The following is a 24169-nucleotide window of genomic DNA, read 5'->3' as shown; positions in this document are numbered from 1 at the left end:
CATCCGTAATGAGCCAGGAAAAACAGGCGCTCCCGTGAGCGCCTGTTTTTTTGGCCTGAGGATTTGAAGGGGAGGGCAAATTCGCGCATGCTGCGCGCCTCAAAGGATCTGTACGACACATCGCAAGGAGCTGTTCATGAGCGGAAAACCCGCTGCCCGCGTCACCGACCCCACCGCCTGCCCGTTGCCGGGACACGGCACCAACCCGATCGTCAACGGCTCGCCGAATGTCAATTTTGATGGACTGGCGGCTGCGCGCATGACCGACAAGTCCGCTTGCGGCAGTGCGATCAGCGGCGCTGTATCTGGCACCGTGTTCATCAATGGCTTGAACGCGGCGACGCTGGACAGCACCGGTGGCCACGGCAATGTCGTCATCGGCGGTTCAGGCACGGTGATCATTGGCGACACCGTAGTCGCGGCGCCTTTCAGTGGTCTGCTGCCGATGCCGGTGCACTTCACCGACAAGCTGAAACTGGTCAACGATGTGACCGGTGAACCGATGCCCAACCATCCCTACATGATCCAGCGCGCCGACGGGCGCATGGAGCATGGCGTGTCTGATGCCGACGGATTTACCCATGAAGTCAGTTCGCACCTGCCTGAAACCATCAAGCTGTTTCTGGAGGAGTGAGGCAATGACGGCTGAGACGGTAACGTGCGCGAAGGGCAACACTTACAAGCTGCACAAGGAGCATACGCTGACCGACAAGAAGGATGTCAGCGCCAAGCCTGTGCCGGTGGAAAGTACCAAGGCGATCGTGCTTTTTATTGGAGGGGCTGGGGATAAGGAGAGTTATTACTTTTCAGGGCCATTCGAAAACGTCAGCGATGCTAAAACCGTTTTCGATAAGCGAAATGACGCGTTGGAGAAGGCCGGAAAGTATAAGTCCAAGTGGCTTGGTTATAACGAAGTGCGGGGGAAGAAGGATATTCAGAAAAATGTGCTTAGTTTGATTCCCTATAAATCCTGCCCCATCTTCATCGTCGGTCACAGTCTGGGCGGCTGGAATGGTGCGCATCTGTCCAGTGTCATGTCCGGGTGGGGCTACGAAATCAAGATGCTGGTAACGCTCGACCCAGTGGGGGAAGGCACGCTGGTCTGGCTAGGGTCCGACATTTATGGAGACAAGCCAACGCCGGTAGCTAATTACTGGATCAACATAAAGGCTGTGCCATCGAGGCCTGATCAATCCGACTCAGTAGCTGATTTCGGAGAAAAATGGCAGATCAATAGCGGGCCAGATATCAATGTGAATATGAATACGAACCACGCTAATGCTTCAGCGATGTTCTTGTCGCCCATCGCCCAAGGACGGTCAGTGAGTGACCTTATGTACGATGCAATCAACAAGGAAACCTGTTGAATGAAGAAGTTGTCGGTTGGGCTCATGCTCATTTTCTGTACCTCTTGCGCCAAGGATCACAGTGTTCCTCCCGCAAACCTGAACTTTCATACCTTAGAAAGGGAGGGACATAGCTCCCTTTACGCTTTTTATTATGGCTCTGACGTAGATCTATTGGATTTATTCAACAGGGGCAAAAGGGTAGGTGCCGCTTCGACAATGCTGAAGTGTGCACTGGGTGAAGACGAGGATTTTTCGATTACTAACCGGTTCAGGTATTCCGCATACGGTTTAGTCGACGAAGATGCGTCGAACAAAGCACGGGGCAGATTCAACTATGTAACAAGTGCTTTTTTAAGCCAAACCCAAGATAACGGCAGCACGCAGGACAATCTTTCGGTACCAGAACTCAACGATCTGCTATCCCGCAAAAAAAGCATACCCTGCAAAGTCGTCATTACTGCCTACGGCTACAAACCCTACTACTCAAACACCATGAACATCCCCACCGCCGACCTGCTCCGCGAAATCAACAAACCCGAATAAAGATCCTCGGGGGATTCAGGCAAATCCCCCCGCATCCACCCCCAATTCCCCACGCAAAAACTCCACCAGCCCCTGCTGCAACCCGCTCAACACTCCCTCGCGGCTGACCAGCGCCAGTTCCGTCGGGGCCAACTCCGGCAGATCCCTACACACCTCATGCTCTGGCAATACCGCCGAAACCGGCAAAACCGAAATCCCTAACCCAGATGCTACCGCCGCTTGAATCCCGGTCAGGCTGTGGCTGCCGAACGCTACTCGCCACGGTCGCTGCGCCACATCGAGCAGGCGAATAGCCCGCTGTCGATACAGGCAGCCCTGCGGAAACAGCGCCAGCGGCAGCACATCGCGGGAGGTGTCGAAGTCGGGGTTTTTGACCCAAACCAGCCGCTCCGGCCAGGTGGCCCATGCCGGGCCGCTGTCGGGTTCGCGTTTGATCAGGGCGATGTCGATATCGTCGGCGTCGAGGCGCTGGCGCAGGTCGAGGCTCATGCCGCTGATGGTTTCCAGGCGCGCTTGCGGATGGTTGCGGGTGAAGCCGGCGAGGATAAGTGCCATGCGTCGGGCGTCGAAGTCTTCCGGCATGCCGATGCGCAGAACTTCCAAGTCGACGTCGCTGGCCAGCGCTTGGGTGGCTTCGGCGGAGAGCGCCAGTAACCGGCGCGCATAGTGGATCAGCAGTTCGCCGTGTTCGGTGACCGCGACGTTCACTCCGGTGCGGTCGCGCAGGAGTAGCGGGTGGCCGACCAGATCTTCGAGTTTGCGCACCTGCTGGCTCACCGTCGATTGCGTGCGGTGCACACGCTCGGCTGCGCGGGTGAAGCTGCCTTCGTCGACTACGCAGACAAAGGTTTTCAGCAATTCCAGATCCAGCATGGCGGTGTTCCTGATAGTGGATTTACGAATGACGATAGCGTTTTTATTTAATTTCACACTATCACCGCGCGCTCATAAGCTGAAGTCATCACTCTGGAGGAATCGACCAATGACCTTGAACAACACGCCGCGCCCGCAATGGCTGACCTTCGATTGCTACGGCACGCTGATTCAGTGGGATGAGGGACTGAAAGCCGTGGTCAAAAAAATACTCAGCGACAAGGGCGAGCACGCAGTCGACGCCGATAAGTTGATCGAAGTCTACGACCGTCACGAGCATCGTCTGGAACAAACGCCGCCGCACCGTTCCTTTCGCGAACTGAGCACACTCGGCTTGCAACTGGCGCTGGAAGAATTGGACTTGCCTGGTCAGCCCGAGGACAGTCAACGCTTGGCGGCGGCCATCCCGAACATGCCGCCATTTGCCGAAGTGGTCGACACCCTCGCGCAGCTCAAAGCGATGGGTTTCAAGCTGTGCATCGTCTCCAACACCGACGACGACATTATTGCCGGCAACGTCGCGCAACTCGTCGGCCATATCGACCGGGTGATCACCGCGCAACAGGCCGGTGCCTACAAACCGGCGCCACGTCTGTTCGACTACGCTCATGAACAATTGGGCGTGACGCGGGATGAAGTGGTGCACATCTGCGCCAGCCCCATGCTCGATCACACGGCGGCGCGGGACATGGGTTTTCGTTGCGTGTGGATCGATCGCGGCACGGGGCGTCAGTTGTTGCCGGACTACCGGCCCGACGCGATCCTGCCCAGCCTCGATCAAGTGCTGCCGCTGTTCAAATCCCTCGGCTGGACCTAAGGAGAATTGCCATGGCTCATGTCTTGAGCGGCACTGGCAAAGCCAGACCCACCGCAACGTTGAACCTGGAAACCGAGGCGATCATCACCGCCCGCAACGAACTCGCTGCGTGCTTTCAACTGGCAGCCCTGCATGGGTTGGAGGAGGGCATCTGCAATCACTTTTCGGCGATGCTGCCGGGGCATGATGATCTGTTTCTGGTCAATCCGTACGGCTTCGCTTTTTCGGAGGTAACGGCACAGAATCTGTTGGTCTGCGACTTCGCCGGTAACGTGGTCGATGGCCATGGCGAGCCCGAAGCGACCGCGTTCTACATCCACGCGCGTTTGCACAAACAACTGCCACGGGTAAAAGTCGCCTTTCACACGCACATGCCGCACGCCACCGCGTTGTGCCTGCTGCAAGGCCCGCCGCTGCTGTGGCTGGGGCAGACCTCGCTGAAGTTCTATGGGCGCACAGCGGTGGACGAGGATTACAACGGCCTCGCGCTGGACGCATCCGAAGGCGATCGCATCGCCAGCGTCATGGGCGACGCCGACATTCTTTTTCTGAAAAACCACGGCGTGATTGTCGCCGCGCCGACCATTGCTGAAGCCTGGGACGATCTGTATTACCTGGAACGCGCTGCGCAGGTGCAGCTGCTGGCCATGGCTACTCAGCGCGAACTGAAACCGCTGCCCCATGTGATTGCGCAGCGCGCTTATGAACAAATGCGTGCAGGCGATGCGCAAAGTGCTCGCGCGCACCTGACCAGCGTGATGCGGCGGCTGGCCCTGCACAACTGATTAACCGTAAAGAAGCAATCGTAAATAAATCGACGAAAAGCGATCATCCAAACTCGCGACGCGCCGATAACTGGGCGGGAGGCGGGCGTTTGCCCGGTACATCCCGGTGGGCTACGCTCACACATACAAGGGTTTCGGGCTCGCGCCCCTGTCGTACCTGCCCAGGACATGCTTTTGCCAATCCCCATTCACGATCCGCATCAAGCCCCCGGCACGCTTAAGCGCCTGCCGCTACGCAAAGCGGCGGTGCTGTTCATCGTTGCGGTGAGCCTGTGCCTGTGCGGTTTGCTGTACCTGCAATTGGAGCAGTCGCGGCGTCAGGATCTGGCGGTGGCGAAGATGGCTTCCGGCAACCTGACCCGGGCCATGGCGCAGCAGGCCGAGGACACCGTGCGGGCGGCGGATCTGGTGATGACCAGCCTCGTCGACTGGATTCAGGATGATGGTTACGGGACGGCGCAGCGACCTCGGTTGCAGCGGATCTTTGCCCGCCGCGCGCAGCAACTGGATCAGTTGCATGGCATCTTTCTCTTCGATCGCGAAGGGCAGTGGATCATCACGTCGTTCGCCGATCTGCCTCGTGGCAATGGCGTGGCCGATCGCGACTATTTCAAGTTCCATCAGCAGAATGCTTCGACGGTCGCGCACATCGGCCCGGCGATTCGCAGCCGCGAAAACGGCGAGTGGATCATTCCGATTTCCAGACGCGTCAACGACCAGCTCGGCAATTTTCAGGGCGTGCTGATGGCCGGCATTCGCATGTCGTACTTCGATCAGTTCTTCAAAAGCTTCAGCCTCGATGACAGCGGCATCATGTTTCTGGCGCTGACCGACGGCACCTTGCTGGCGCGACGCCCCTTCGATGAGTCGCTGATCAATACCTCGGTGGCCCACGGCGAGATCTATCAAACCCTGCTGCCGAACGCTAATGCGGGCACGGCGATGCTCAATTCCGTGGTCGATGGCGTGACCCGCTTGTATGGCTATCGACAGCTCGCCTCGTATCCGCTGGTGGTCTCTGCTGCGACTTCGCAAGACACGATTCTGCAGGGCTGGTATGACCGCGCCTTTCAGTCCAGCGTGATTGTCGCGCTGGTGATTCTCGGGGTTGGCCTGTTCGGCTGGGTGTTCATTCATCAGGTGCGCGACGGCGAGCGTATCGAGAAAAATCTGCGCAAGGCGCAACTGGCGCTGGAGCAGATCGCCACCCACGACAGTCTGACCGGGTTGGCCAATCGGCGCTTGTTCGAGCGCTCGCTGGACATCGAATTTGCCCGTGGCGCGCGCCAGGTCAGCCCGGTCAGCCTGATCATGCTCGATATCGATTTCTTCAAGCGCTACAACGACGCTTATGGTCATGTCGCCGGCGATCAATGCCTGGCGCAGGTGGCGCAAGTGGTGAAGACCTGCTGCCAGCGCAAGTCGGATCTGGCGGTGCGTTATGGCGGCGAAGAATTTGCCGTGCTGTTGCCGGACACGGACATCAACGGCGCGCTGGCAATTGCCGGGCAGATTCGGCGCAGCTTGATCGACAAGCACATCATCCACAGCGGCTCGCCGACCGGTTATCTCACCGTGAGCCTGGGCTGTTATTCCTTTGTTCCGCACGGCAACGACAGCCCGCAGGTGTTTATCCAGCGTGCGGATGCGGCGTTGTATCAGGCGAAAAATGCCGGGCGCAACCGCGCGGCGGTGTTTGCACCGGAAGAAGATTTTGCCGAACTGATGCGGTCGGATCGCTGATTCTTTCAATCAATAAAGCGAAAGTGGGAGCGGGCTTGCTCGCGAATCGGCGTGTCAGCTTGCATCGATGTTGGCTGACAGACCGCCTTCGCGAGCAAGCCCGCTCCCACATGAGATTTGCGAGGTGCCCGGGAATTTGAGTGCAACCGGAATTCTGTGGGAGTGGGCTTATTCACGAAGGCGGTAGGTCAGGCGGATCATCTGTGCCTGACACACTGTTTTCGCGAGCAAGCCCGCTCCCACATGAGATTTGTGAGGTGGCCGGGAATTTGAGTGCTACCGGAATTCTGTGGGAGTGGGCTTGCTCATGAGGGCGGGAGGTCAGGCGGATCATCTGTGCCTGACACACTGTCTTCGCGAGCAAGCCCGCTCCCACATGAGATTTGCGAGGTGCCCGGGAATTTGAGTGCAACCGGAATTCTGTGGGAGTGGGCTTGCTCACGAAGGCGGGAGGTCAGGCGGATCATCTGTGCCTGACACACTGTTTTCGCGAGCAAGCCCGCTCCCACATGAGATTTGTGAGGTGGCCGGGAATTTGAGTGCTACCGGAATTCTGTGGGAGTGGGCTTGTTCACGAAGGCGGTAGGTCAGGCGGGTCACCTGTGCCTGACACACTGTTTTCGCGAGCAAGCCCGCTCCCACATGAGATTTGTGAGGTGGCCGGGAATTTGGGTGCTACCGGAATCCTGTGGGAGTGGGCTCGCTGCAGAAACTGTGGGAGTCATGCTGTCCCCGGGAAGGCAACGTCAGCCATCCAAGACAGTTGCTCCCACATCGGTCCGTGATGGGCTCAAGACTATCTGGGATGGCTCTTGTTCGTTCAGCCGCCCGTGCCACCGCCTGCACCACCTGTGCCGCCGCCGGCCGAACCGGTGCCGCCGCCCGCGCCGGAACCCGAACCGCTGGCGCCACCGTTGGTGCCCGTCCCGGTGCCCATACTCGAACCAGTGCCGGTGCCGTTATTGGTTGCGCCAGAACCGCTGCCACCCGATGGCGAGCCCGGGGTGTTGTCTGGCGGCATGGTCGAGCTGCTGGCGCCGCCGGACTTGGTGCCCGTCGCATCGGTGCTGTCATTGGCAGCGAAGCTGGCGGCGGATGCCGTGGCGAGCAGGCCGGCCAACAATAACGAAGTGAGTTTGCGCGTCATCATGGTACGTCTCCTGATAAAGGGGATTACCTGATATTGGTCTTGCGCGCCCAAGCCTTGGTGCCAGTCGAGTGACGAGCGGTCAATCGCTGCGCCAAGTGGCCTACCGTTCTTCTGCAATATTGGCTATTTGCCGAACCACCCCCGGGGACTAACGTAGCCACACATTCAATCGCTACCCCGGAGCCCACCATGCAACCTCGTGCCGATTTCTACACCGCTTCCCCTGATGCCATGAAAGCGATGATGGCGCTGGAAAATGCCGTCTCGAAACTGTCGCTGGAAAAGAGCCTGCTCGAACTGGTCAAGCTGCGCTCTTCACAGATCAACGGCTGCGCATTCTGCATCGACATGCACACCGCCGACGCCATCAAAGGCGGCGAAACCCCGCGTCGCCTGTTCGCCGTGACGGCATGGCGGGAAGCGCCGTTCTTCAGCGAGCGTGAGCGTGCCGCACTGCTGTGGACCGAATCACTGACGCAACTGAGCCTGACTCACGCGCCGGACGAAGACTATGAAGTAGTCGCTGCGCAGTTTTCGCCCAAGGAACTGGTTGACCTGACCGTGGCGATCAACACCATCAACGGTTGGAATCGCCTGGCGGTGGGCTTCCGCAAATTGCCGCAGGCTTAAGGCATTCACGCAGATCCCTTGTGGGAGCGAGCCTGCTCGCGAAGGCGTCGAGACAGTCACCATCATTGTTACTGACATCCCGCATTGGCGAGCAGGCTCGCTCCCACAGGTAAATCTTCAGTGTGCTTGCGGACCAGGCGCCGCCGGTGGCTGCACCTTGCGCATCAAGGGCACCATCGCCGTGGCGATGATGAAACACACCATGATCATCAGAAACGCATCGCCATAGGTCTGCGTCTGCGCCTCGCGATACGTCAGCAGCCACAATTGGCGCAGGCTGGCGGTGACGCCGGTATCGTCGCTCTGGCCGAGATTGGCGAAGTTGCCGCCGACCTGCGACAGCCACTGATTCATGGCTTCATTGCTGCTGTTCAGATGCTCGGCCAACCGGGTGAAATGCAGGTTGGTGCGGTCATTGAGAATCGTCGCGCAGGCAGCGATGCCAATCGCGCCACCCAGGTTGCGCATCAGATTGAACAACCCCGAAGCGTGCTTGAGTCGCGCCGGTGCCAGCCCACCCAAAGTCAACGTCACCGCTGGCGGTACGGCCAGTTGCTGGGCAATTCCGCGCAACGCTTGCGGCAGCATCAACTCCCCGGCGCCCCAGTCGTGGGTGATCGGACTGAACTCCCACATCGACAAGGCAAACAGGCCGAGGCCGAGCATCATGATCCAGCGCAGATCGATGCGATTGGCGAGAAAGGCATACAGCGGAATCGCCAGAATCTGGAACACGCCGGTGGAAAAAACCGCCATGCCAATGTCCAGCGCGCTGTAGCCGCGCACGCGTCCGAGAAACAGCGGCGTCAGGTAAATCGTCGCGAACAGGCCGATGCCGGTGACGAAGGAAAAGAAGCAGCCGAGGGCGAAATTGCGATCCTTCAACGCACGCAGATCGACGATCGGATTGGCCACGTGCAGCGTACGGCCGATGAAGGCCAACCCGGCGAGTCCGCTGATCCACGCGGTAGTGAGAATCGTCTGGTCACTGAACCAGTTCCAGCGCGGGCCTTCTTCAAGGGTGTATTCCAGGCAGCCGAGAAACAGCGCGAGAAAGAGCATGCTCAGGTAGTCCGCGCCCTTGAGCAGCGACAGTTCCGGCTGATCGATCTTGACCAGCATCGGCACCGCCACGGCGACGAAAATGCCCGGCACCAGATTGATGTAGAACAGCCAGTGCCACGAAGAAATGTCAGTGATCCAGCCGCCGATCACCGGCCCCAGTGTGGGCGCCAGCGAAGCCACCGCGCCGATGGTCGCGGCGGCTATCACCCGTTGCTTGCCAGTGAAGAAAAAGAACGCCGTGGTGAACACCAGCGGAATCATCGAGCCGCCGAGAAAACCTTGCAGCGCACGAAACGCGATCATGCTCTGGATATTCCAGGCCAGACCGCAGAGCAGGCTGGCGAGGGTGAAACCGACCGCCGAGGCACAGAACAACCAGCGCGTGGAAAACACCCGCGACAGCCATCCCGACAATGGAATCACAATGATCTCGGCGATCAGGTAACTGGTCTGCACCCACGCGGTTTCGTCGGTGCCGGCGGACAAGCCACCGCCGATATCGCGCAGCGACGCCGAGACAATCTGGATGTCCAGCAGGGCGATGAACATGCCGATGCACATCGTTGCGAAGGCAAACACTTTGGTCGCCGTGCTCATGTCCGCCGCGTTGAAGGGTTGCGCAGGAGCCGCGACGCTGCTGCTCATGGCGCGACGGCTACGGCGGTGGTTTCAGGCGCGGCGCGGGTGTCTACTTCAGCGGTGACAGACAGGCCCGGGCGTAGATGGCCGAGCACGCTGTCGGCGGGATCCAGAACGATTCTGACGGGCACGCGCTGAACGATTTTAGTGAAGTTGCCGGTGGCATTTTCCGGCGGCAATACGCTGAACAGCGAGCCGGTGGCGGGAGCGAGGTTGTCGAGGTGGCCGTGGAATTCCTGGCCGTGCAGCACGTCGGCGCGGATGCTCACCCGTTGCCCGGGCTTCATTCGCGCCAATTGGTCTTCCTTGAAATTGGCATCGACCCACAGACCCCTGGCGGGCACCACCGACAGTTGCTGCGAACCTGCCTGGGCATAGGCGCCAACCCTGGCGCGGCGATTGCCGATTACCCCATCGACGGGGGCGCGCAGTTCTGTGTAACCGAGGTTCAACTGGGCCAGATCGCGTTCGGCGCGGGCTTGTTGGAGAGCGGCGCGAGCCTGTTGTTTGCGGGTTTCGATCACCGCCAATTGCCGTTGTGCGGCGAGCAGTTCGGCCTGGGCGCGGGCGCTGAGGGCTTGTGCGGTCTTGAAAGTGGCGTCGGCGCGCTGCGCACTTTCCACCGACACCGCGTTGCTGCTCACCAGCCGCTTGTAGCGCGTGTTGTCGTCCCGTGAGCGCGCCGTCTCCGCGCTCGCCGCATCGATTCCTGCGTGGGCCTGACCGATCACGGCGTGCTGCAATTGTTCGGTGGCGTCAAGGTTGGCCAGCAGCGCTTCTTCAGCAGCCACGGCGCCTTCAGCCTTGGCCAGATTGGCGCGATAGTCGCGGGCATCGAGGCGGATCAACACATCGCCGGCTTTCACCGACTGGTTGTCGCCGACCAGCACCTCGTCGATATAACCGGCGACCTTCGGCCCGATCACCGTGACGTTGCCACCGATGTAGGCATCGTCGGTCTCTTCGAGAAAGCGCCCGCTGCCCCACCAGTGCACGGCGTAAATGCCTCCCAGAATCAGCGCAAGCAAAACGCTGCCGCAGATCAATAGGCGTTTGAACAGGGCAGGCCTGGTCTTGACCGGAACAGGATCGGGGGAAGGCATGCTGGTCATGGCGTCGTACCTGAGGAAGTGACTCGTTATTACGGCTGTAATATGACGCGAGTAATATTTAGTGGCAAATCATTTCTGCGGCCAATCGTCAGTTGCTTATTTGAGCCATTGGCCCGGCGTGCTGCCGGTGATGGATTTGAAGAAGGCGATGAACGCGCTGTCGCTGGCAAACCCCAGCGCAAAGGCGCAGTAACTCAGGCTTCTCTCGCTAGCGAGCAGTTCAATGGCGCGCATCAGCCGCCACTGTTGGCGCCATTGCTGATAACTCATGCCGGTTTCGCGCTGGAAGATGCGGCCGATGGTGCGGCTGCTGGCGCCGATCTGTTGTTCAAGCACGTGCAGCGTTGGCGGCAGCCGATCGGGTACGGCCAGCAATGACGTCAGCCGTTTGTCCCGAGGCAATGGCAACAGCATCGGTTGCTGCACTGCGTCATTGATTTCACTCAGACACAGCCCGAGCAGATGGGCGAATCTGCCTGTTTGCCAGTCAGTGTCGAAAGCCGCCGTCGCCATGGGCTCGAGCAACGCGCGCAGCAAGGGGCTGACTTCGATGACGCAAACCTGCTGCGGCAACCCGTGACATAAATCACCGACCAGGTAGATCGAGCGATAGTCGACACTCCGCTGCATCACCGCACGATGGCTGACCCCGGCCGGAATCCACGCTGCCCGCGAGGGTGGCAACAAGCACAACTGCTGCGCCAGATCAATCCGGATGCAGCCTTGGCGCGTGTAGAGCAATTGCCCGCGCTGATGACAGTGCATGCCTGAATCGTGGTCAGCCATGGTCGATGCAAGACCGATCACCGGAGCGGCAAAACTGTCTGCATCAAACGTCGAATGGGCATCGAGCCAAGCCATGGAATTGTCCGATTTCAGCGATAAGTTGGCGGGATCCGGATAATACGCCAAGCACCGGTTTTTAAACTTCTCTGCTTTCGTAGAGGAGTCATTGGAATGAACAAGCGGAGTTTGCTTGCGCTGGCTATTGCCCTGCTGATGTTTGCGCAGATCGCGCAAACGCTATACAGCCCGGCGCTGAGTGATATCGGTCGAGCCTTCGCTGTTGGTCCGCAAACGGCAGCGCAGACCTTGTCGGTGTATTTCCTGGCGTTTGCCTTTGGTGTAGTGGTGTGGGGCCGCGCGTGTGATCGCTTCGGGCGGCGACCGGTGATGCTGGTGGGGATGGCGCTGTATGCAGTTGCGCTGCTGGTCGGTCTGCGAGTCAGCAGTTTCAACGGTTTGCTGTTGGTGCAGGGCGTGGCGGCGTTCGGCGCGGCGGTGGCTTCGGTGGTAACGCAAACCGTATTGCGTGATCGCTTCAAGGGCGCTGAATTGGCCCAGGTATTTTCCGTGGTCGGCATCGCGCTGGCGGCGAGTCCGGCGATTGGACTGTTCAGCGGCGCGAGCCTGGTGCAGGTGTTCGGTTATCGCGGTGTGCTGGGCGCGCTGGTGCTGCTTGCTGCATGTTTATGGCTATGGAGTTGGTACGGTCTGTTGGAATCACGCCCGCAACAGACGCCTGATGTCAGTCTTCCCGACACCCTTTGGCGCATGCTGAGTGACCGCGGAATCTGGCGCTCGGCGCTTTGGATCGCTTGCTTCAACGTTGCGCTGTTCAGTTACTACAGCCTCGCACCGTTCATGTTCCAGCGCTTGGGTTTGAGCGAAAGCTGGTTCGGCTACAGCGGCGTGTTGCTTGCGTTGGGTTCGGGGCTTGGTGCGTGGTTCAACAAGCGTTTGTTGCAGGCCGGGTATGCGGCGATGCAATTGATCCGGCTCGCAGCGTTCTGCGGCCTGGCCGGTGGCATTGGCGTCTGGTTATTGCAGGACAGCGCCGCGTTCGTGTTGCCGATGCTGTTGATCGTGCTGGCATTCGGTATGGCCATCCCCAATATTCTCGGCCTGGCGCTGGTGGAGTATGCCGATCGGCTGGGTACTGCCGGTGCGCTGTTGGGTTTGATGTACTACTTGCTGGTAGGCGCGGGGCTGATACTCGCTGGTTGGTTTCAGGCTTTGGGAGCGACGCTGATCGTATGCAACGGCGTGGCGTTGTTGCTGACAACATTTGTATCCAAGGAATGAATTGCCCGGGTTAATACGAAGCATTACTATTCACGCCCCTTTCTCACCACGCCGCCCATCCCATGCGCTCCCGCAGATCCGGCTTTTTCGAGTATTACGAAGAGTTGATCGGCACCTGGACTCGTCGCCTGCGCAATCGCGCGCAGGCCGAGGATCTGGCGCACGACACCTTTGTGCGGGTGCTCGAGGCGGATTCGGCGACGGTGCAGCAGCCGCGCGCTTATCTGCATCAGACGGCGCGTAATATCGCGGTCGATGGTTATCGGCGGGAGGACCGGCGGGGCGTCATGGAGTCGGAGGCGGCTGACGACAGTGCGTCGTCTGCGGGCGATCCGGAGCATTACATGCACGCGATCCAGTTGGCCGATTCCATCGAACGCGCGCTCACCGAGTTGCCGCTCAACTGCCGCAAGATCTTTGTCTGGCAGAAGATCGAAGGCCTGACGCAGGCGGAAATTGCCGAACGCCTGGGGCTGTCCAAGAACATGGTCGAAAAGTATATGATCCGCACCCTGCGGCATCTGCGTGAGCGGCTGGATGGGTTGCAATCATGAGCGCTCGCACCTTTTCATTCTCAGCCGGACAGGACATTCCATGATGGAGACGGGTGATTGCACCTGTGGACAAGCGGCGGTGCGTGACGAGGCGGCGGCGTGGTTCGTGCGTTTGCAGGAGCCGAATCTCAGCGTCGAGCACCAGCAGCGCTTCGACGCCTGGCTGAACGAGCATCCGCAACACCGCGAAGAATTCCAGTTGCTGCAGGGCTTGTGGGCGGCGGCTGATTTGCTGCCGACCTCACGTCTTCAAGCGCTGGTTGAAACTCCGCCACCTCGTCGCGAACGCCGGCCGTTGCTGCGTTATGCCATGGCCGCGAGTGTTCTGGCCGTGGCGCTGGGGCTTGGCCTGTTCAGTGGTTTGAATCAACCGGGCGCTTACCGCGCCGAATTCGTCACGGCGTTGGGCGAGCGCAAGCATGTGGCGTTGCCGGACGGTTCGGTGATCGATCTGAACAGCCGCAGCCGCTTGCAGGTCCGTTATGAACAGGATCGACGGGTTATCGAATTGAGCGCGGGCGAGGCGCTGTTCAGCGTCGAACATGACGCCTCGCGTCCGTTTATTGTCGAAGCCGGCAGCGGCAAGGTCACAGTCACCGGTACGCGTTTCGACGTGCGCCGCGATGCCACGCAAACCCTCGTGGCGGTGGAGCAGGGCACGGTTAAAGTGCAGGGAAGTGCTGCCCCGGACAACCAATTCATCAACCTCACCGCAGGCCTCGGCACGTCGGTCGATGCGCAAGGCCAAGTCCGGCCGGCCTACGCGGTCAACCCGGCGCAGTTGACCGCATGGCGCAACGGCAAACTGGTGTTCAACAACGCCAGCCTCAGCGAAGTCGCGGTCGAAGTATCGCGCTATCGCGACAAACCGCTGACCGTATCCCAGCCGAACGTGGCCAGCCTGCGCCTGACCAGCGTGTTCAAATCCGACGATACCGACGCCTTGCTCAAAGCCCTGCCGACCATTCTGCCGGTGGCCGTGCGGACTCTCGCTGATGGCAGTCAGGAAATAATTTCCAGATAGCATTCAGGTTTTTTTCCAGTTCATCGTCTTCCTGTTCAACTGCAACTGGTTTGCATTAACAGCCGCACCTTCTTGCGATCCACAGGACTCCGTACGACGTGAACATCACCACAACCCACAATAAAAAATCCTCTTGGTTGCCATTGGCGCTCGCGCTGGCCGTCAGCGCAGCGATGCCGTTGGCGTTTGCCGCTGACGCTATCCATATTCGCGCGCAGCCGCTGGGGCAGGCCTTGAGCGAACTGGGCCAGCAAACCTCGCTGCAGGTGTTTTTCAGCCCTGAGCTGGTGGCCGGCAAACAGGCCCCAGCGGTCGACGGTGACCTTTCGCCAGAGCAGGCTTTGCGGCAGCTGTTGCAGGGCAGCGGTCTCGATTACCAGATCAACGAAGGCTCGGTGACGCTCGCCCCAGCAGCCACCTCCGCAGCCAGCAACGGCCCGCTGGAGCTCGGCGTGACCGACATCAAAGTGGTCGGCGACTGGCTCGGTGACGCCGACGCGGCGGTGGTGCAGAACCACCCCGGCGCGCGCACGGTGATTCGCCGCGAAGCAATGGTCGAGCAGGGTGCGATGAACGTCAGTGATGTGCTCAAGCGCGTGCCCGGCGTGCAGGTGCAGGACTCCAATGGCACCGGCGGCAGTGATATTTCCCTCAACGTCGGCGTACGCGGTCTGACTTCGCGCCTGTCGCCACGCTCGACTGTTTTGATCGATGGCGTACCAGCGGCGTTCGCCCCGTACGGCCAGCCGCAGTTGTCGATGGCGCCGATTTCCTCGGGCAACCTCGACAGCATCGACGTCGTGCGCGGCGCCGGCTCCGTGCGCTACGGGCCGCAGAACGTCGGCGGCGTGATCAACTTTGTGACCCGCGCGATCCCGGAGAAAGCCACAGGCGAAATCGGCACCACCCTGGAAACGACTCAGTACGGCGGCTGGAAACACATCGACACCGCATTCCTCGGTGGCACCGCCGACAACGGCATGGGCGTCGCGCTGCTGTACTCCGGCGTCAACGGTCATGGCTATCGCGAGCGCAACAACGGCAACGATATCGACGACGTGCTGCTCAAGACGCATTGGGCGCCGACCGATCAGGACGATTTCAGTCTCAACTTCCACTACTACGACGCCAGCGCCGACATGCCCGGCGGTCTGACCCAGCGTCAGTACGACGACAAGCCCTACGAATCAGTGCGTGACTACGACCAGTTCACAGGCCGACGCAAGGACGTGTCGTTCAAGTGGGCCCGCCAGATCGATGAGCGCACTCAGGCGGAAATCCTCACCTATTACACCGACAGCTTTCGTGGCAGTACTATCGCCGCGCGCGATCAGCGCACCCTCAGCTCGTACCCGCGTTCCTACTACACCCTCGGCATCGAGCCGCGCGTGTCGCGGGTGTTCGATGTCGGCCCGACCACCCAGGAAGTCAGCGTCGGTTATCGCTATCTGAAAGAGGCGATGCACGAAGAGTCGAGTCGTCTGGCGCTGGTCAACAATCAGCCGGTGGTCACGCCGACCTCCGACGGCCACGTATTCCAGGATCGCACCGGTGGCACCGAGGCCAACTCGGTGTATGTCGACAACAAGATCGACGTCGGCAACTGGACCATCACCCCGGGCATTCGCTTCGAACACATCAGCACCGATTGGCACGACCGCGCCGTGCTCGACACCGCTGGCCGCCCGGTACCGGAGAAAAACCGCAGCATCGAAAGCAACGAACCGCTGCCGGCGCTGAGCGTGATGTATCACCTGTCCGATGCCTGGAAGCTGTTCGCCAACTACGAAACCTCGTTCGGCAGCCTGCAGTATTTCCAGCTCGGCCAGGGCGGTTCGGGTGACAGCACCGCCAACGGTCTGGAGCCGGAAAAGGCCAAGACCTACGAGATCGGCACGCGCTACAACGATGATGTGTGGGGCGGCGAGGTGACGCTTTTCTACATCGATTTCGATGACGAACTGCAATACATCAGCAACGACGTCGGCTGGACCAACCTCGGTGCGACCAAACACCAGGGCATCGAAGCCTCGGTGCACTACGACATGGCCGCACTCGACCCGCGCCTCGATGGTCTGACCGCCAACGCCGGCCTAACCTACACTCGCGCCACTTATGAAGGCGAGATCCCCGGCTTCAAGGGCCGCGATCTGCCGTTCTATTCGCGCCAGGTGGCCACGGTCGGATTGCGTTACGACATCAACCGCTGGACCTGGAACATCGACGGCTTCGCCCAATCGAAGCAGCGTTCGCCGGGCACCGGTGTGAATGCGGATGGCAGTTTCAACGGCAACTACATTACCGAAGGCACGGCGGACGGGCAGTACGGCGACATCCCGGGTTATGTGACCTGGAACGTGCGCGGCGGTTATGACTTCGGCGCGCAGGTGTCGAACCTGAAGCTCGGTGCCGGGGTGAAAAACGTCTTCGACAAGCAGTACTTCACCCGTTCCAGCGACAACAACTCGGGGATGTATGTCGGCGCGCCGCGCACGTTCTTCGTGCAGGCCAGCTTAGGTTTTTAAAGCACAAGATCAAAAGATCGCAGCCTTCGGCAGCTCCTACAGGGGAACGCAAATCCATGTAGGAGCTGCCGAAGGCTGCGATCTTTTGCTTTAGACCTTGAGGACTTTGCCGCCAATCGCCACAGCCACCAGCAACACTGCCATCAATCCAAAGGCAAAACTCAGACTGCTGGCATGCGCGACAAAACCGATTACTGCCGGCCCGGCGAGAATCCCGGCATAACCGAGCGTGGTAATCGCCGGTACCGCGATGCTTTCCGGCATCACCGTCTGTTTGCCCACCGCCGTGTACAGCACCGGCACGATGTTCGAGCAACCGGCGCCGACCAGCGCATAACCCACCAGCGCCGCTTGCCAGCTCGGTGCGAAGGTGGCGAGAAACAATCCCGCCGCCGCCAACAGCCCGCCGAACAGAATGATCCGCGTCGCGCCCAGCTTGCGCACGATGCGGTCACCAAGCAGGCGTCCAACCGTCATGGTCAGGGCAAACGCTGCGTAGCCCAGGCCTGCGTACGCCGTGTCGATCCCGCGTTCCTGAGCGAGGAACACTGCACTCCAGTCCAGCGCGGCGCCTTCGGTGAGAAAAACGATGAAGCACATGCCGCCGATGAACAGCACGATGCCGTGGGGAATGGCGAACGCCGGGCCGGAGCTTTCACTGCCGTAGGGCAACATGTGCGGCACGCACTTGAGCAGGGCGCCGATCAACAACACGACGACGACCAGCATCGCCGCCAGCGGTGTCAGGCCGAGGCCGAGCAGGGCGCTGACGCCCGCCGCGCCGACGATTCCGCCAAGACTGAACAAGCCATGGAAGCCCGACATCATGTGCTTGCCGCTGGCGCGCTCGACGATCACTGCTTGCAGGTTCACCGTCGAATCCACCGTGCCGAGACCGGCGCCGAACATGAACAACGTGGCGATCAGCGCCGGGATCGACGACACCGTCGCCAGCAACGGCAGCGCCGCGCAGATCAGCAACGTGCCGCCGGTGGCCACGCGTCGGCAGCCGAAGCGCGTGGCAAGAATCCCCGCCAGCGGCATCGCCAGAATCGAGCCCACGCCCAGGCACAACAGTAATAATCCCAGCGTGCCCTCATCCAGCCCGGCCCGCGCCTTGGCATACGGCACCAGCGGTGCCCACGCGGCAATACCAAGGCCGGCGATGAAAAAAGCGATGCGCGTGGACATCTGTTGCAGACGTCCGGGGACGAACGTGTCTTGGGGGTTGAGGCTGGTCATATCGATCCTTGGCAAAAAACAACTGCATCCCGAGTGACATTCTCACGGCGTTGAGGTTCGATCTCAGGCCTTTCGGGGCATAACGGTGGACATCCTACCCTGTGGGAGCGGGCTTGCTCGCGAAGGCGGTATGTCAGGCCAGGAATTTTTGACTGGCACACCGCCTTCGCGAGCAAGCCCGCTCCCACAGGGTGTGTATTAATCATTAGAGTGGCGTTCATCCAGACGCAGGGAAAGGGCAGGCAATGACAAGGTTCTACGACGCACGCGGCAATATCTACGCTGTGGTCTCACCCGAAACCTTGCGCGAGGCTGGAATCGCTTTGCCAGCGAGGGCCGCAGACTGCGCCGCATCCAGGCAGCAATGGAGCGAGGCCGCCATCGCTTTGTGCTGTCACTGGCCCGAAGGCCAACGCCCGGCCAACAGCAAACCCCACCGCAGCGATGGCCTGCTGATCGGCCCGTTCCAGGCATCGGCGCCGTTCGATGTGCTGATCGTCAACACCGACGGCAGCCTCGCCGAACGCAGCGGCAACGGCTTGACGATTTTTTCCCAGGCATTGACCGAGCAAGGCTTGATGGCGGCGCAGGGTGCGGTGCTGCGTGTTCATCATGACAAGGGCGAGGCGCTGGAAACCTCGGTGACACCGGCGGAAATCGAAGGCGTGCGCGGTTTCTGGCTCGACCTCGGCCAGCCCGGATTCGGCCCTGAGGCGGTGGGCGCTCAAGCGGTTGAAAGCATTCAGTTCAATAATCGCGACGTCAGCCATGTCCAGGCTCTGGCACAACTCGATCCCGCTTGGACCCACAGCCAATTCGTCCGCATCGGCAATCCTCATTGCGTGACGCTGCTCAGCGATCCGGCCATGTTGCCGAGTAACGAGCAGATGCGTGAATCGCCCTTGAACCAACGGCTTACAGCCATTGCCTATGCCATGCCCACCGGTGCTGGAAATCCCTGCCCGGCGGGCGTCAATCTGCAATGGGCCGCGCTGGCGTCGCCGCAGAAAATCCTCGCCCGGGTATTCGAGCGTGGCGAGGGACCAACCGCGTCATCCGGCACCAGCGCCAGCGCGGTCGCTTGTGCTGCGTGGCGGGTGGGTTGGGTCGAGGCGGGAGAAGTGCGGGTGGTCATGCCCGGTGGCACCGCACCGGTTTTGCTTGAGGTTTCGGAAGGGGAGTTGCTGCGGGTGAAGTTGTTCGGCACGGCGCAGTTGATGGATTGAGTCAGCCGACGCCATCGCTGGCAAGCCAGGCTCCCACAGGTTTTGCGCGGAACACATTCCTTGCCACCAACTGGATCTATTGTGGGAGCGAGCCTGCTCGCGAATACGTCGGCACGTCCAACATCGAGGCGCTTGGCATGGCGCTTTCGCGAGCAGGCTCGCTCCCACAGGTTTTGCTTTCGGCCTATGAGGTTCAGCGCAACTCTCAGCTGAACTCCACCACCGGCATCTGCCGTTTCATCAACACTTTGCCGTCACGAATCGAATACAGCGGCAGGCCCTGGCTGCGGATCACTTCGTAATCGCTGTCCGCCGAAAGAATCAGCAGGTTCGCCGGGCGGCCCTGTTCCAGTCCGTAACGCTCGCCCAGGTGCATGGCCTTGGCGCTGTTGTCGGTGACCAGGTCCAGCGCACTTTGCAGGTTGCGATAACCGAGCATGTGGCAGATGTGCAGACCCGCTTCGAGCACGCGCAGGATGTTGCCATTGCCCAGCGGATACCACGGATCGACGATCGAGTCCTGACCGAAACACACGTTCATGCCAGCTTCGAGCAGTTCATTGACGCGGGTCACGCCCCGGCGTTTCGGGAAGTTGTCGAAGCGCCCTTGCAGGTGAATGCTCTCGGTCGGGCAGGAGACGAAACTGATTCCGGAATGGCCGAGCAGGCGGAACAATTTGGCGCAGTAGGCGTTGTCGTAAGAACCCATCGCTGTGGTGTGGCTGGCCGTGACGCGGGCGCCCATGTCGCGGCTGCGCGCTTCTTCGGCGAGTACTTCAAGGAAGCGTGAGTGCGGGTCATCGGTCTCGTCGCAATGTACGTCGACCAGGCAACCGGTGCGCTCGGCCAGGTCCATCAGGAACTTCACTGAGCTGACGCCCTGATCACGGGTGTACTCGAAATGCGGAATGCCGCCGACGACGTCGGCGCCCATGCGGATCGCTTCTTCCATCAACTCGCGCCCGTTGCGGAACGACTCGATGCCTTCCTGGGGGAACGCGACGATCTGCAGGTCGATCAGGTGACGGCTTTCCTCACGCACTTCGAGCATAGCCTTGAGCGCGGTGAGTTGCGGGTCGGTGACGTCGACGTGGGTGCGCACGTGCTGAATGCCGTGGGCGGCCAGGGCCTGAATGGTCTTCTTGGCGCGGGTCTTGGTGTCTTCTTCGGTGATGGTGACCTTGCGCTCGCCCCAGCATTCGATGCCCTCGAACAGCGTGCCGCTCATGTTCCAGCGCGGCTCACCGGCAGTGAGGGTGGCGTCGAGGTGGATGTGCGGCTCGACGAAGGGCGGCACCACCAGATTGCCGCCGGCATCGAGGTCCTCCGCGCCGAGGGTCGGCGCTTCGGTCTGGCGGGCGATGCTGTGAATCAGGCCATCTTCAAGGTGCAATTCGTGCAGGCCTTCCTGGTTGCGCAGGCGGGCGTTGATGATGTGCATCAGGCGAATCCTTTTTATAGGTCTTGTAGTGGTGCGCTGACGCGACGGGCGCCGAGCATACCGGTGACGATGACATACGTTAGCGCGGCAGCGGCAATGCCTACCAGCGGCGCGACCCAGGGCGAGCTGAACGCAGCGACGGTACCCACCCCGTAGGCCCCGAGGCCCGGCCAGTTGAACGCTGGCAACCGTGCGTCGGCCAGACGCGGATAGTGCCCGCGCCAGCGATAGAAAAAGTCAGCCATGATCACCCCGCCAATCGGCGGAATCACAGTGCCGAGCAGGATGAGATACGGCACCAGCATGTCGTACATGCCGAGCAGGGCGAGCAGGGTGCCGATCACCGCGCCACCGAGCGTCACGGCTCTGCGCCGACCGGTGCGCAGCAGGTTGCAGCCGGCGACGGCGAAGTTGTAGATGGTGTTGTCCTGAGTGCTCCAGATGTTCAGCAACAGCATGGCCATCGCGGCCATGGCGAAGCCCTGCAACAGCAGCACTTCAACCACATCCGGTTGTTGATAGACGATCGCGCCGTACGCGCCGATCAGTACCATCAGGCCGTTGCCGATGAAAAAACCGATCAGGCTGGCCAGCACCGCGACTTTTGCCGAGCGCGAAAATCGCGTCCAGTTGGTGGCTTGCGTTGCGCCGCTGACGAAGGTGCCGAACACCAGGGTGATCGCTGTCGACCAGTCCAGCGAACCGCTCGGCACCACGCTGAGCAAGCCTTCGAAGCCGCCGACTTTCACGGTCGCCACCCACATCGACAGCATCAGCAGCAACATCATGGCCGGCACCGCGATGTACGAAAGAATTTCCAGTCCGCGATAGCCAATGTATGCGGTGGCGCAAAAGCCCAGACCGAACAGCACCATCAGGACCAGCACGGTGCTTTCATCGAGATTGAAATATTTGCCGATCACCACCGCCGCCGTCGCCGTGCCCCAGGCATACCAGCCGATCTGGGTGAAACCGAGGATCAGGTCGCTGAGCTTGCTGCCGACTTCGCCAAAACAGAAACGGCCCATCAGCACCGAATTGAGGCCGCTCTTGAAGGCGATGTAACCCAGGCCCGCAGCGTATAGACCGAGCAGCAGGTTGCCGACGATGATCACCGCCATCATCTCGGCAAAACCGAACGCGACCCCGAGCTTGCCGCCGGCAAACATCGTCGCGGTGAAAAACGTGAAGCCGAGTAACACCATCGCCGTCGAGGCCAGGCCTTTGCGCGCGTGCATCGGCACTTCACTGAGCGGGTAATCGTTGCCGGAGGCGTTCTGCGTCATGGGGCAGTCCTTGCTGGAAGGGGAAGACGCAAAAGGGTTGCAGCGGTCGTGCCAAGCGGCGCAAGTGACCGAATGTGTAGACGCGACTGAGGTTTTCAGCGCGAAAGCAGTGCACTGAATGCACCAGGAGCCCAATGTGGGAGCGAGCCTGTATGTGCATGGCAGATGATTCAAACCTGGCGCCGGACTCTTGTGGGAGCGAGCCTGCTCGCGAATACGGAGTGTCAGTCACCGAATAAATTGACTGGAACGACGCTTTCGCGATCAGGCTCGCTCCCACAGTGGCGGGGAGATGTGTGGTGCTTATTCCCCGCGATAAATGCACCCGCTGGTGCATGTCTCATGAATGCGGATCGCGCTGAGTTCCGGCAGCAAAGGCTTCATCTCGTTCCAGATGAATTTGGCCAGCACTTCGCTGGTCGGGTTTTCCAGGCCGGGAATGTCGTTCAGGTAGTTGTGGTCGAGACGCTCATACAGCGGCTTGAAAATCGCTTTGATCTCGGAGAAATCGCGAATCCAGCCAGTGTGCGGATCGAGGTCGCCGCTCAGGTGCAGCGCGACCTTGAACGAATGACCGTGCAGGCGTCCGCACTTGTGGCCGTCCGGGACGTGCGGCAGGCGGTGGGCGGATTCGAAAGTAAACTCTTTGAAGATTTCCACGGTATTTTCGGCTCTGTTCAGATGGCGTTCGCCGCAGCGATTCGGGCAGGCGGCGAGTTTATCAGCTTGTCTTTGGCCGTGCTGACTAAAGGGTCAGCAACCGGTCGGCGAGGCGACCGTTGGCCGTCAGTTCGAGAAATTCGTCGCCCAGTCGCCGACTCTCGTCCATCGCCGCGTGCCAGTATTTCTGCCGGCTCGGCGCATCGCCCATGAAGCGTTTGAAGTCATTACGATCGGGCAGTTTGCCGTAGGGCAGGCGGGCCAGATATTCCTTCGACGGCGCGACCAGCAGCACATCTTGCAGGCGCTGCACCGAAGCACGGCGCCATGGCAACGTCTTGTCGAACCAGCCGGGAATCACCCGATCGGTGAAGTGCGGATAGAGCACGATGCCGTCGCCGCTGTAGGGCAGGTCGAGGTGGTAGTCGAGCAAACCGCCGTCGCGGAACGTACCCGCGCCGGCGCCGGGCAGGTCGCGCACGCCTTCCATGACCATTGGGATCGATCCCGAAGCGAGCAGCGCCTGGCGCAGGTTGCCGGTATTGAGCGCGACGAAGCGCGAGGGGAAATCGGTCAAGGCATCAAGCGGCGGCGCCAGGCGCGGATCGTGGATGATCAGCCGTTCGAAGTGCCGCGACAGCCGCGCACGGCCGCGCAGGTTGTCGGCGATCACCGAACCCAGCGCCAGACCGAGGCGCCCGCGATGGTCTTCGGCGAGGCGGCCCTGGCTCTTCACCACCATGATGTTCAAGCGGTAATCGGCGTTTTCAAGGATGCTCGCATCGCGGCCGTCGAGCAGATCATTGAGCATGCGCTGCGAGCTCTGGCTGATCTCAGCCATGGTCACGCCTTTGTTGAAATTCTGCTCGGCGTATAGCTGGCCGAGGCGGCGAATGCCCTCGGCGGCGTCTGGCAGGCAGGCGCTGGCGAAGCGCCAGGAACCCACCGAGGCGCCGATCAGCGAACGCTCGCGCGGCGCACTCGGCAGCCACTCGCCGAACAACGCCAGATCGAGCCCCTGAATCCCCAACGCCTTCGGCCCACCGGCCGCACCGGGCAGGGTGCCGACGTCCGCGGCATGCAATCCCTGCGCACGAATGCGCGCCATGGCCCGTGGGCCGGCCTTGAGGGTGAGGGCGGGAAACTTGATGTGGATGGCGGTCATACCGGTCTCGATCGTTAGCAAGCTGGCGATTATAAGCCGATGTTGCGAACCCTTGTAGGAGTGAGCCTGCCCCACAAGGGGGGGCAGACGCAAACCAGTGTGGGAGCGAGCCTGCTCGCGAAAGCGGCGGGTCAGTAACATCGTCGCAGCTGACACTGCGCCTTCGCGAGCAGGCTCGCTCCCACAGCGGACCTTGCCAGCAATGCGGCACAATGATGGCCATTCAGTTTCAGTTAAGTTGACCCCGCTAAGGTG

Annotated in this window: 22 protein-coding genes; 12 read left to right on the top strand and 10 right to left on the bottom strand. The window is 60.7% G+C overall.

Going from position 1 to position 24169, the window contains the following annotated elements; all coding sequences use genetic code 11:
• The first annotated feature begins 136 nt into the window (after positions 1–136).
• Genes AB4N53_RS10475 through AB4N53_RS10465 form a run of 3 tightly spaced genes read left to right on the top strand, consistent with a single transcriptional unit; the run spans position 137 to position 1892 of the window.
• A complete protein-coding gene (locus AB4N53_RS10475) occupies positions 137–634 on the top strand; it encodes a PAAR domain-containing protein (protein ID WP_460145120.1) in 498 nt (165 codons plus the stop codon).
• A 4-nt stretch (positions 635–638) separates the two neighbouring features.
• The gene (locus AB4N53_RS10470) at positions 639–1367 is read left to right on the top strand and encodes an alpha/beta hydrolase (protein ID WP_133340438.1); all 729 of its coding nucleotides are present in this window, start codon (positions 639–641) and stop codon (positions 1365–1367) included.
• On the top strand, positions 1368–1892 hold the full coding sequence (locus AB4N53_RS10465) for a hypothetical protein (protein ID WP_460120312.1): 525 nt from the start codon (positions 1368–1370) through the stop codon (positions 1890–1892).
• Between the two features lie 15 nt (positions 1893–1907).
• Here the strand turns inward: AB4N53_RS10465 and AB4N53_RS10460 are convergent, their stop codons facing one another.
• Entirely contained in the window at positions 1908–2765 is an 858-nt protein-coding gene (locus AB4N53_RS10460; RefSeq protein ID WP_460120310.1) for a LysR family transcriptional regulator, read from the bottom strand.
• Positions 2766–2874: 109 nt separating this feature from the next.
• Between AB4N53_RS10460 and AB4N53_RS10455 the strand changes: the two genes are divergently transcribed.
• The 3 genes from AB4N53_RS10455 (at position 2875) to AB4N53_RS10445 (ending at position 6110) form a co-directional block, all read left to right on the top strand.
• Positions 2875–3582, top strand: coding sequence for a haloacid dehalogenase type II (locus tag AB4N53_RS10455; RefSeq protein ID WP_460120308.1), 708 nt, complete (start codon positions 2875–2877; stop codon positions 3580–3582).
• Positions 3583–3593: 11 nt separating this feature from the next.
• Complete coding sequence (locus tag AB4N53_RS10450; protein WP_460120306.1) at positions 3594–4367, top strand: aldolase; 774 nt, start codon at positions 3594–3596, stop codon at positions 4365–4367.
• 174 nt (positions 4368–4541) lie between these two features.
• Positions 4542–6110 (top strand): sensor domain-containing diguanylate cyclase, encoded by a 1569-nt coding sequence (locus AB4N53_RS10445; RefSeq protein ID WP_460120304.1) that lies wholly within the window; start codon positions 4542–4544, stop codon positions 6108–6110.
• 820 nt (positions 6111–6930) lie between these two features.
• Here the strand turns inward: AB4N53_RS10445 and AB4N53_RS10440 are convergent.
• Complete coding sequence (locus AB4N53_RS10440; RefSeq protein WP_460120302.1) at positions 6931–7260, bottom strand: hypothetical protein; 330 nt, start codon at positions 7258–7260, stop codon at positions 6931–6933.
• 189 nt (positions 7261–7449) lie between these two features.
• On the opposite strand from AB4N53_RS10440, the gene AB4N53_RS10435 reads away from it, so the two are divergent.
• A complete protein-coding gene (locus AB4N53_RS10435) occupies positions 7450–7890 on the top strand; it encodes a carboxymuconolactone decarboxylase family protein (RefSeq protein ID WP_150634860.1) in 441 nt (146 codons plus the stop codon).
• 117 nt (positions 7891–8007) lie between these two features.
• Here AB4N53_RS10435 and AB4N53_RS10430 read toward each other — a convergent pair whose 3' ends face one another.
• The 3 genes from AB4N53_RS10430 to AB4N53_RS10420 form a co-directional block, all read right to left on the bottom strand.
• Complete coding sequence (locus AB4N53_RS10430) at positions 8008–9600, bottom strand: DHA2 family efflux MFS transporter permease subunit (RefSeq protein ID WP_460120300.1); 1593 nt, start codon at positions 9598–9600, stop codon at positions 8008–8010.
• Positions 9597–10706 (bottom strand): HlyD family secretion protein, encoded by a 1110-nt coding sequence (locus AB4N53_RS10425; RefSeq protein ID WP_460120298.1) that lies wholly within the window; start codon positions 10704–10706, stop codon positions 9597–9599. Before AB4N53_RS10425 ends, AB4N53_RS10430 begins: the two co-directional genes overlap by 4 nt.
• 96 nt (positions 10707–10802) lie before the next feature.
• Entirely contained in the window at positions 10803–11567 is a 765-nt protein-coding gene (locus tag AB4N53_RS10420; protein WP_460120296.1) for an AraC family transcriptional regulator, read from the bottom strand.
• Positions 11568–11663: 96 nt separating this feature from the next.
• Between AB4N53_RS10420 and AB4N53_RS10415 the strand changes: the two genes are divergently transcribed.
• The 4 genes from AB4N53_RS10415 (at position 11664) to AB4N53_RS10400 (ending at position 16894) form a co-directional block, all read left to right on the top strand.
• Positions 11664–12791, top strand: a complete 1128-nt coding sequence (locus AB4N53_RS10415; RefSeq protein WP_129999641.1) for an MFS transporter — start codon at positions 11664–11666, stop codon at positions 12789–12791.
• Between the two features lie 62 nt (positions 12792–12853).
• The gene (locus AB4N53_RS10410) at positions 12854–13345 is read left to right on the top strand and encodes a sigma-70 family RNA polymerase sigma factor (RefSeq protein ID WP_460120293.1); all 492 of its coding nucleotides are present in this window, start codon (positions 12854–12856) and stop codon (positions 13343–13345) included.
• A gap of 40 nt (positions 13346–13385) precedes the next feature.
• Entirely contained in the window at positions 13386–14369 is a 984-nt protein-coding gene (locus tag AB4N53_RS10405) for a FecR family protein (protein ID WP_460120291.1), read from the top strand.
• A 98-nt stretch (positions 14370–14467) separates the two neighbouring features.
• A complete protein-coding gene (locus AB4N53_RS10400) occupies positions 14468–16894 on the top strand; it encodes a TonB-dependent siderophore receptor (RefSeq protein ID WP_460120289.1) in 2427 nt (808 codons plus the stop codon).
• 90 nt (positions 16895–16984) lie between these two features.
• On the opposite strand, the gene AB4N53_RS10395 is transcribed toward AB4N53_RS10400, so the two are convergent.
• Complete coding sequence (locus AB4N53_RS10395) at positions 16985–18136, bottom strand: MFS transporter (RefSeq protein ID WP_130909827.1); 1152 nt, start codon at positions 18134–18136, stop codon at positions 16985–16987.
• 245 nt (positions 18137–18381) lie between these two features.
• Between AB4N53_RS10395 and AB4N53_RS10390 the strand changes: the two genes are divergently transcribed.
• The gene (locus AB4N53_RS10390; protein ID WP_460120286.1) at positions 18382–19362 is read left to right on the top strand and encodes a diaminopimelate epimerase; all 981 of its coding nucleotides are present in this window, start codon (positions 18382–18384) and stop codon (positions 19360–19362) included.
• Between the two features lie 205 nt (positions 19363–19567).
• Here the strand turns inward: AB4N53_RS10390 and codA are convergent, their stop codons facing one another.
• The 4 genes from codA to AB4N53_RS10370 all read right to left on the bottom strand — a co-directional run bounded on the left by codA (position 19568) and on the right by AB4N53_RS10370 (position 23914).
• Complete coding sequence (gene codA, locus AB4N53_RS10385; protein ID WP_460120284.1) at positions 19568–20803, bottom strand: cytosine deaminase; 1236 nt, start codon at positions 20801–20803, stop codon at positions 19568–19570.
• A 14-nt stretch (positions 20804–20817) separates the two neighbouring features.
• Positions 20818–22089 carry a cytosine permease gene (codB, locus tag AB4N53_RS10380; RefSeq protein ID WP_460120282.1) on the bottom strand — a complete coding sequence of 424 codons (1272 nt, stop codon included), beginning with the start codon at positions 22087–22089 and terminating at the stop codon, positions 20818–20820.
• 303 nt (positions 22090–22392) lie between these two features.
• Positions 22393–22749, bottom strand: coding sequence for a 6-carboxytetrahydropterin synthase QueD (gene queD / locus AB4N53_RS10375; protein ID WP_007915588.1), 357 nt, complete (start codon positions 22747–22749; stop codon positions 22393–22395).
• A gap of 85 nt (positions 22750–22834) precedes the next feature.
• A complete protein-coding gene (locus tag AB4N53_RS10370; protein WP_460120280.1) occupies positions 22835–23914 on the bottom strand; it encodes a patatin-like phospholipase family protein in 1080 nt (359 codons plus the stop codon).
• Positions 23915–24169 lie beyond the last annotated feature (255 nt).

Source organism: Pseudomonas sp. H3_E04, assembly GCF_054668915.1.
Note: the sequence above shows the minus strand (reverse complement) of the source record. Positions and strands in the feature narration are given on the sequence as shown.

Coding starts and splice junctions, on each gene's coding strand:
- AB4N53_RS10475 (WP_460145120.1), top strand. CDS start 137: ATGAGCGGAAAACCCGCTGCCCGCGTCACCGACCCCACCGCCTGCCCG.
- AB4N53_RS10470 (WP_133340438.1), top strand. CDS start 639: ATGACGGCTGAGACGGTAACGTGCGCGAAGGGCAACACTTACAAGCTG.
- AB4N53_RS10465 (WP_460120312.1), top strand. CDS start 1,368: ATGAAGAAGTTGTCGGTTGGGCTCATGCTCATTTTCTGTACCTCTTGC.
- AB4N53_RS10460 (WP_460120310.1), bottom strand. CDS start 2,765: ATGCTGGATCTGGAATTGCTGAAAACCTTTGTCTGCGTAGTCGACGAA.
- AB4N53_RS10455 (WP_460120308.1), top strand. CDS start 2,875: ATGACCTTGAACAACACGCCGCGCCCGCAATGGCTGACCTTCGATTGC.
- AB4N53_RS10450 (WP_460120306.1), top strand. CDS start 3,594: ATGGCTCATGTCTTGAGCGGCACTGGCAAAGCCAGACCCACCGCAACG.
- AB4N53_RS10440 (WP_460120302.1), bottom strand. CDS start 7,260: ATGATGACGCGCAAACTCACTTCGTTATTGTTGGCCGGCCTGCTCGCC.
- AB4N53_RS10435 (WP_150634860.1), top strand. CDS start 7,450: ATGCAACCTCGTGCCGATTTCTACACCGCTTCCCCTGATGCCATGAAA.
- AB4N53_RS10430 (WP_460120300.1), bottom strand. CDS start 9,600: ATGAGCAGCAGCGTCGCGGCTCCTGCGCAACCCTTCAACGCGGCGGAC.
- AB4N53_RS10425 (WP_460120298.1), bottom strand. CDS start 10,706: ATGACCAGCATGCCTTCCCCCGATCCTGTTCCGGTCAAGACCAGGCCT.
- AB4N53_RS10420 (WP_460120296.1), bottom strand. CDS start 11,567: ATGGCTTGGCTCGATGCCCATTCGACGTTTGATGCAGACAGTTTTGCC.
- AB4N53_RS10415 (WP_129999641.1), top strand. CDS start 11,664: ATGAACAAGCGGAGTTTGCTTGCGCTGGCTATTGCCCTGCTGATGTTT.
- AB4N53_RS10410 (WP_460120293.1), top strand. CDS start 12,854: ATGCGCTCCCGCAGATCCGGCTTTTTCGAGTATTACGAAGAGTTGATC.
- AB4N53_RS10405 (WP_460120291.1), top strand. CDS start 13,386: ATGATGGAGACGGGTGATTGCACCTGTGGACAAGCGGCGGTGCGTGAC.
- AB4N53_RS10395 (WP_130909827.1), bottom strand. CDS start 18,136: ATGACCAGCCTCAACCCCCAAGACACGTTCGTCCCCGGACGTCTGCAA.
- AB4N53_RS10390 (WP_460120286.1), top strand. CDS start 18,382: ATGACAAGGTTCTACGACGCACGCGGCAATATCTACGCTGTGGTCTCA.
- codA (WP_460120284.1), bottom strand. CDS start 20,803: ATGCACATCATCAACGCCCGCCTGCGCAACCAGGAAGGCCTGCACGAA.
- codB (WP_460120282.1), bottom strand. CDS start 22,089: ATGACGCAGAACGCCTCCGGCAACGATTACCCGCTCAGTGAAGTGCCG.
- AB4N53_RS10370 (WP_460120280.1), bottom strand. CDS start 23,914: ATGACCGCCATCCACATCAAGTTTCCCGCCCTCACCCTCAAGGCCGGC.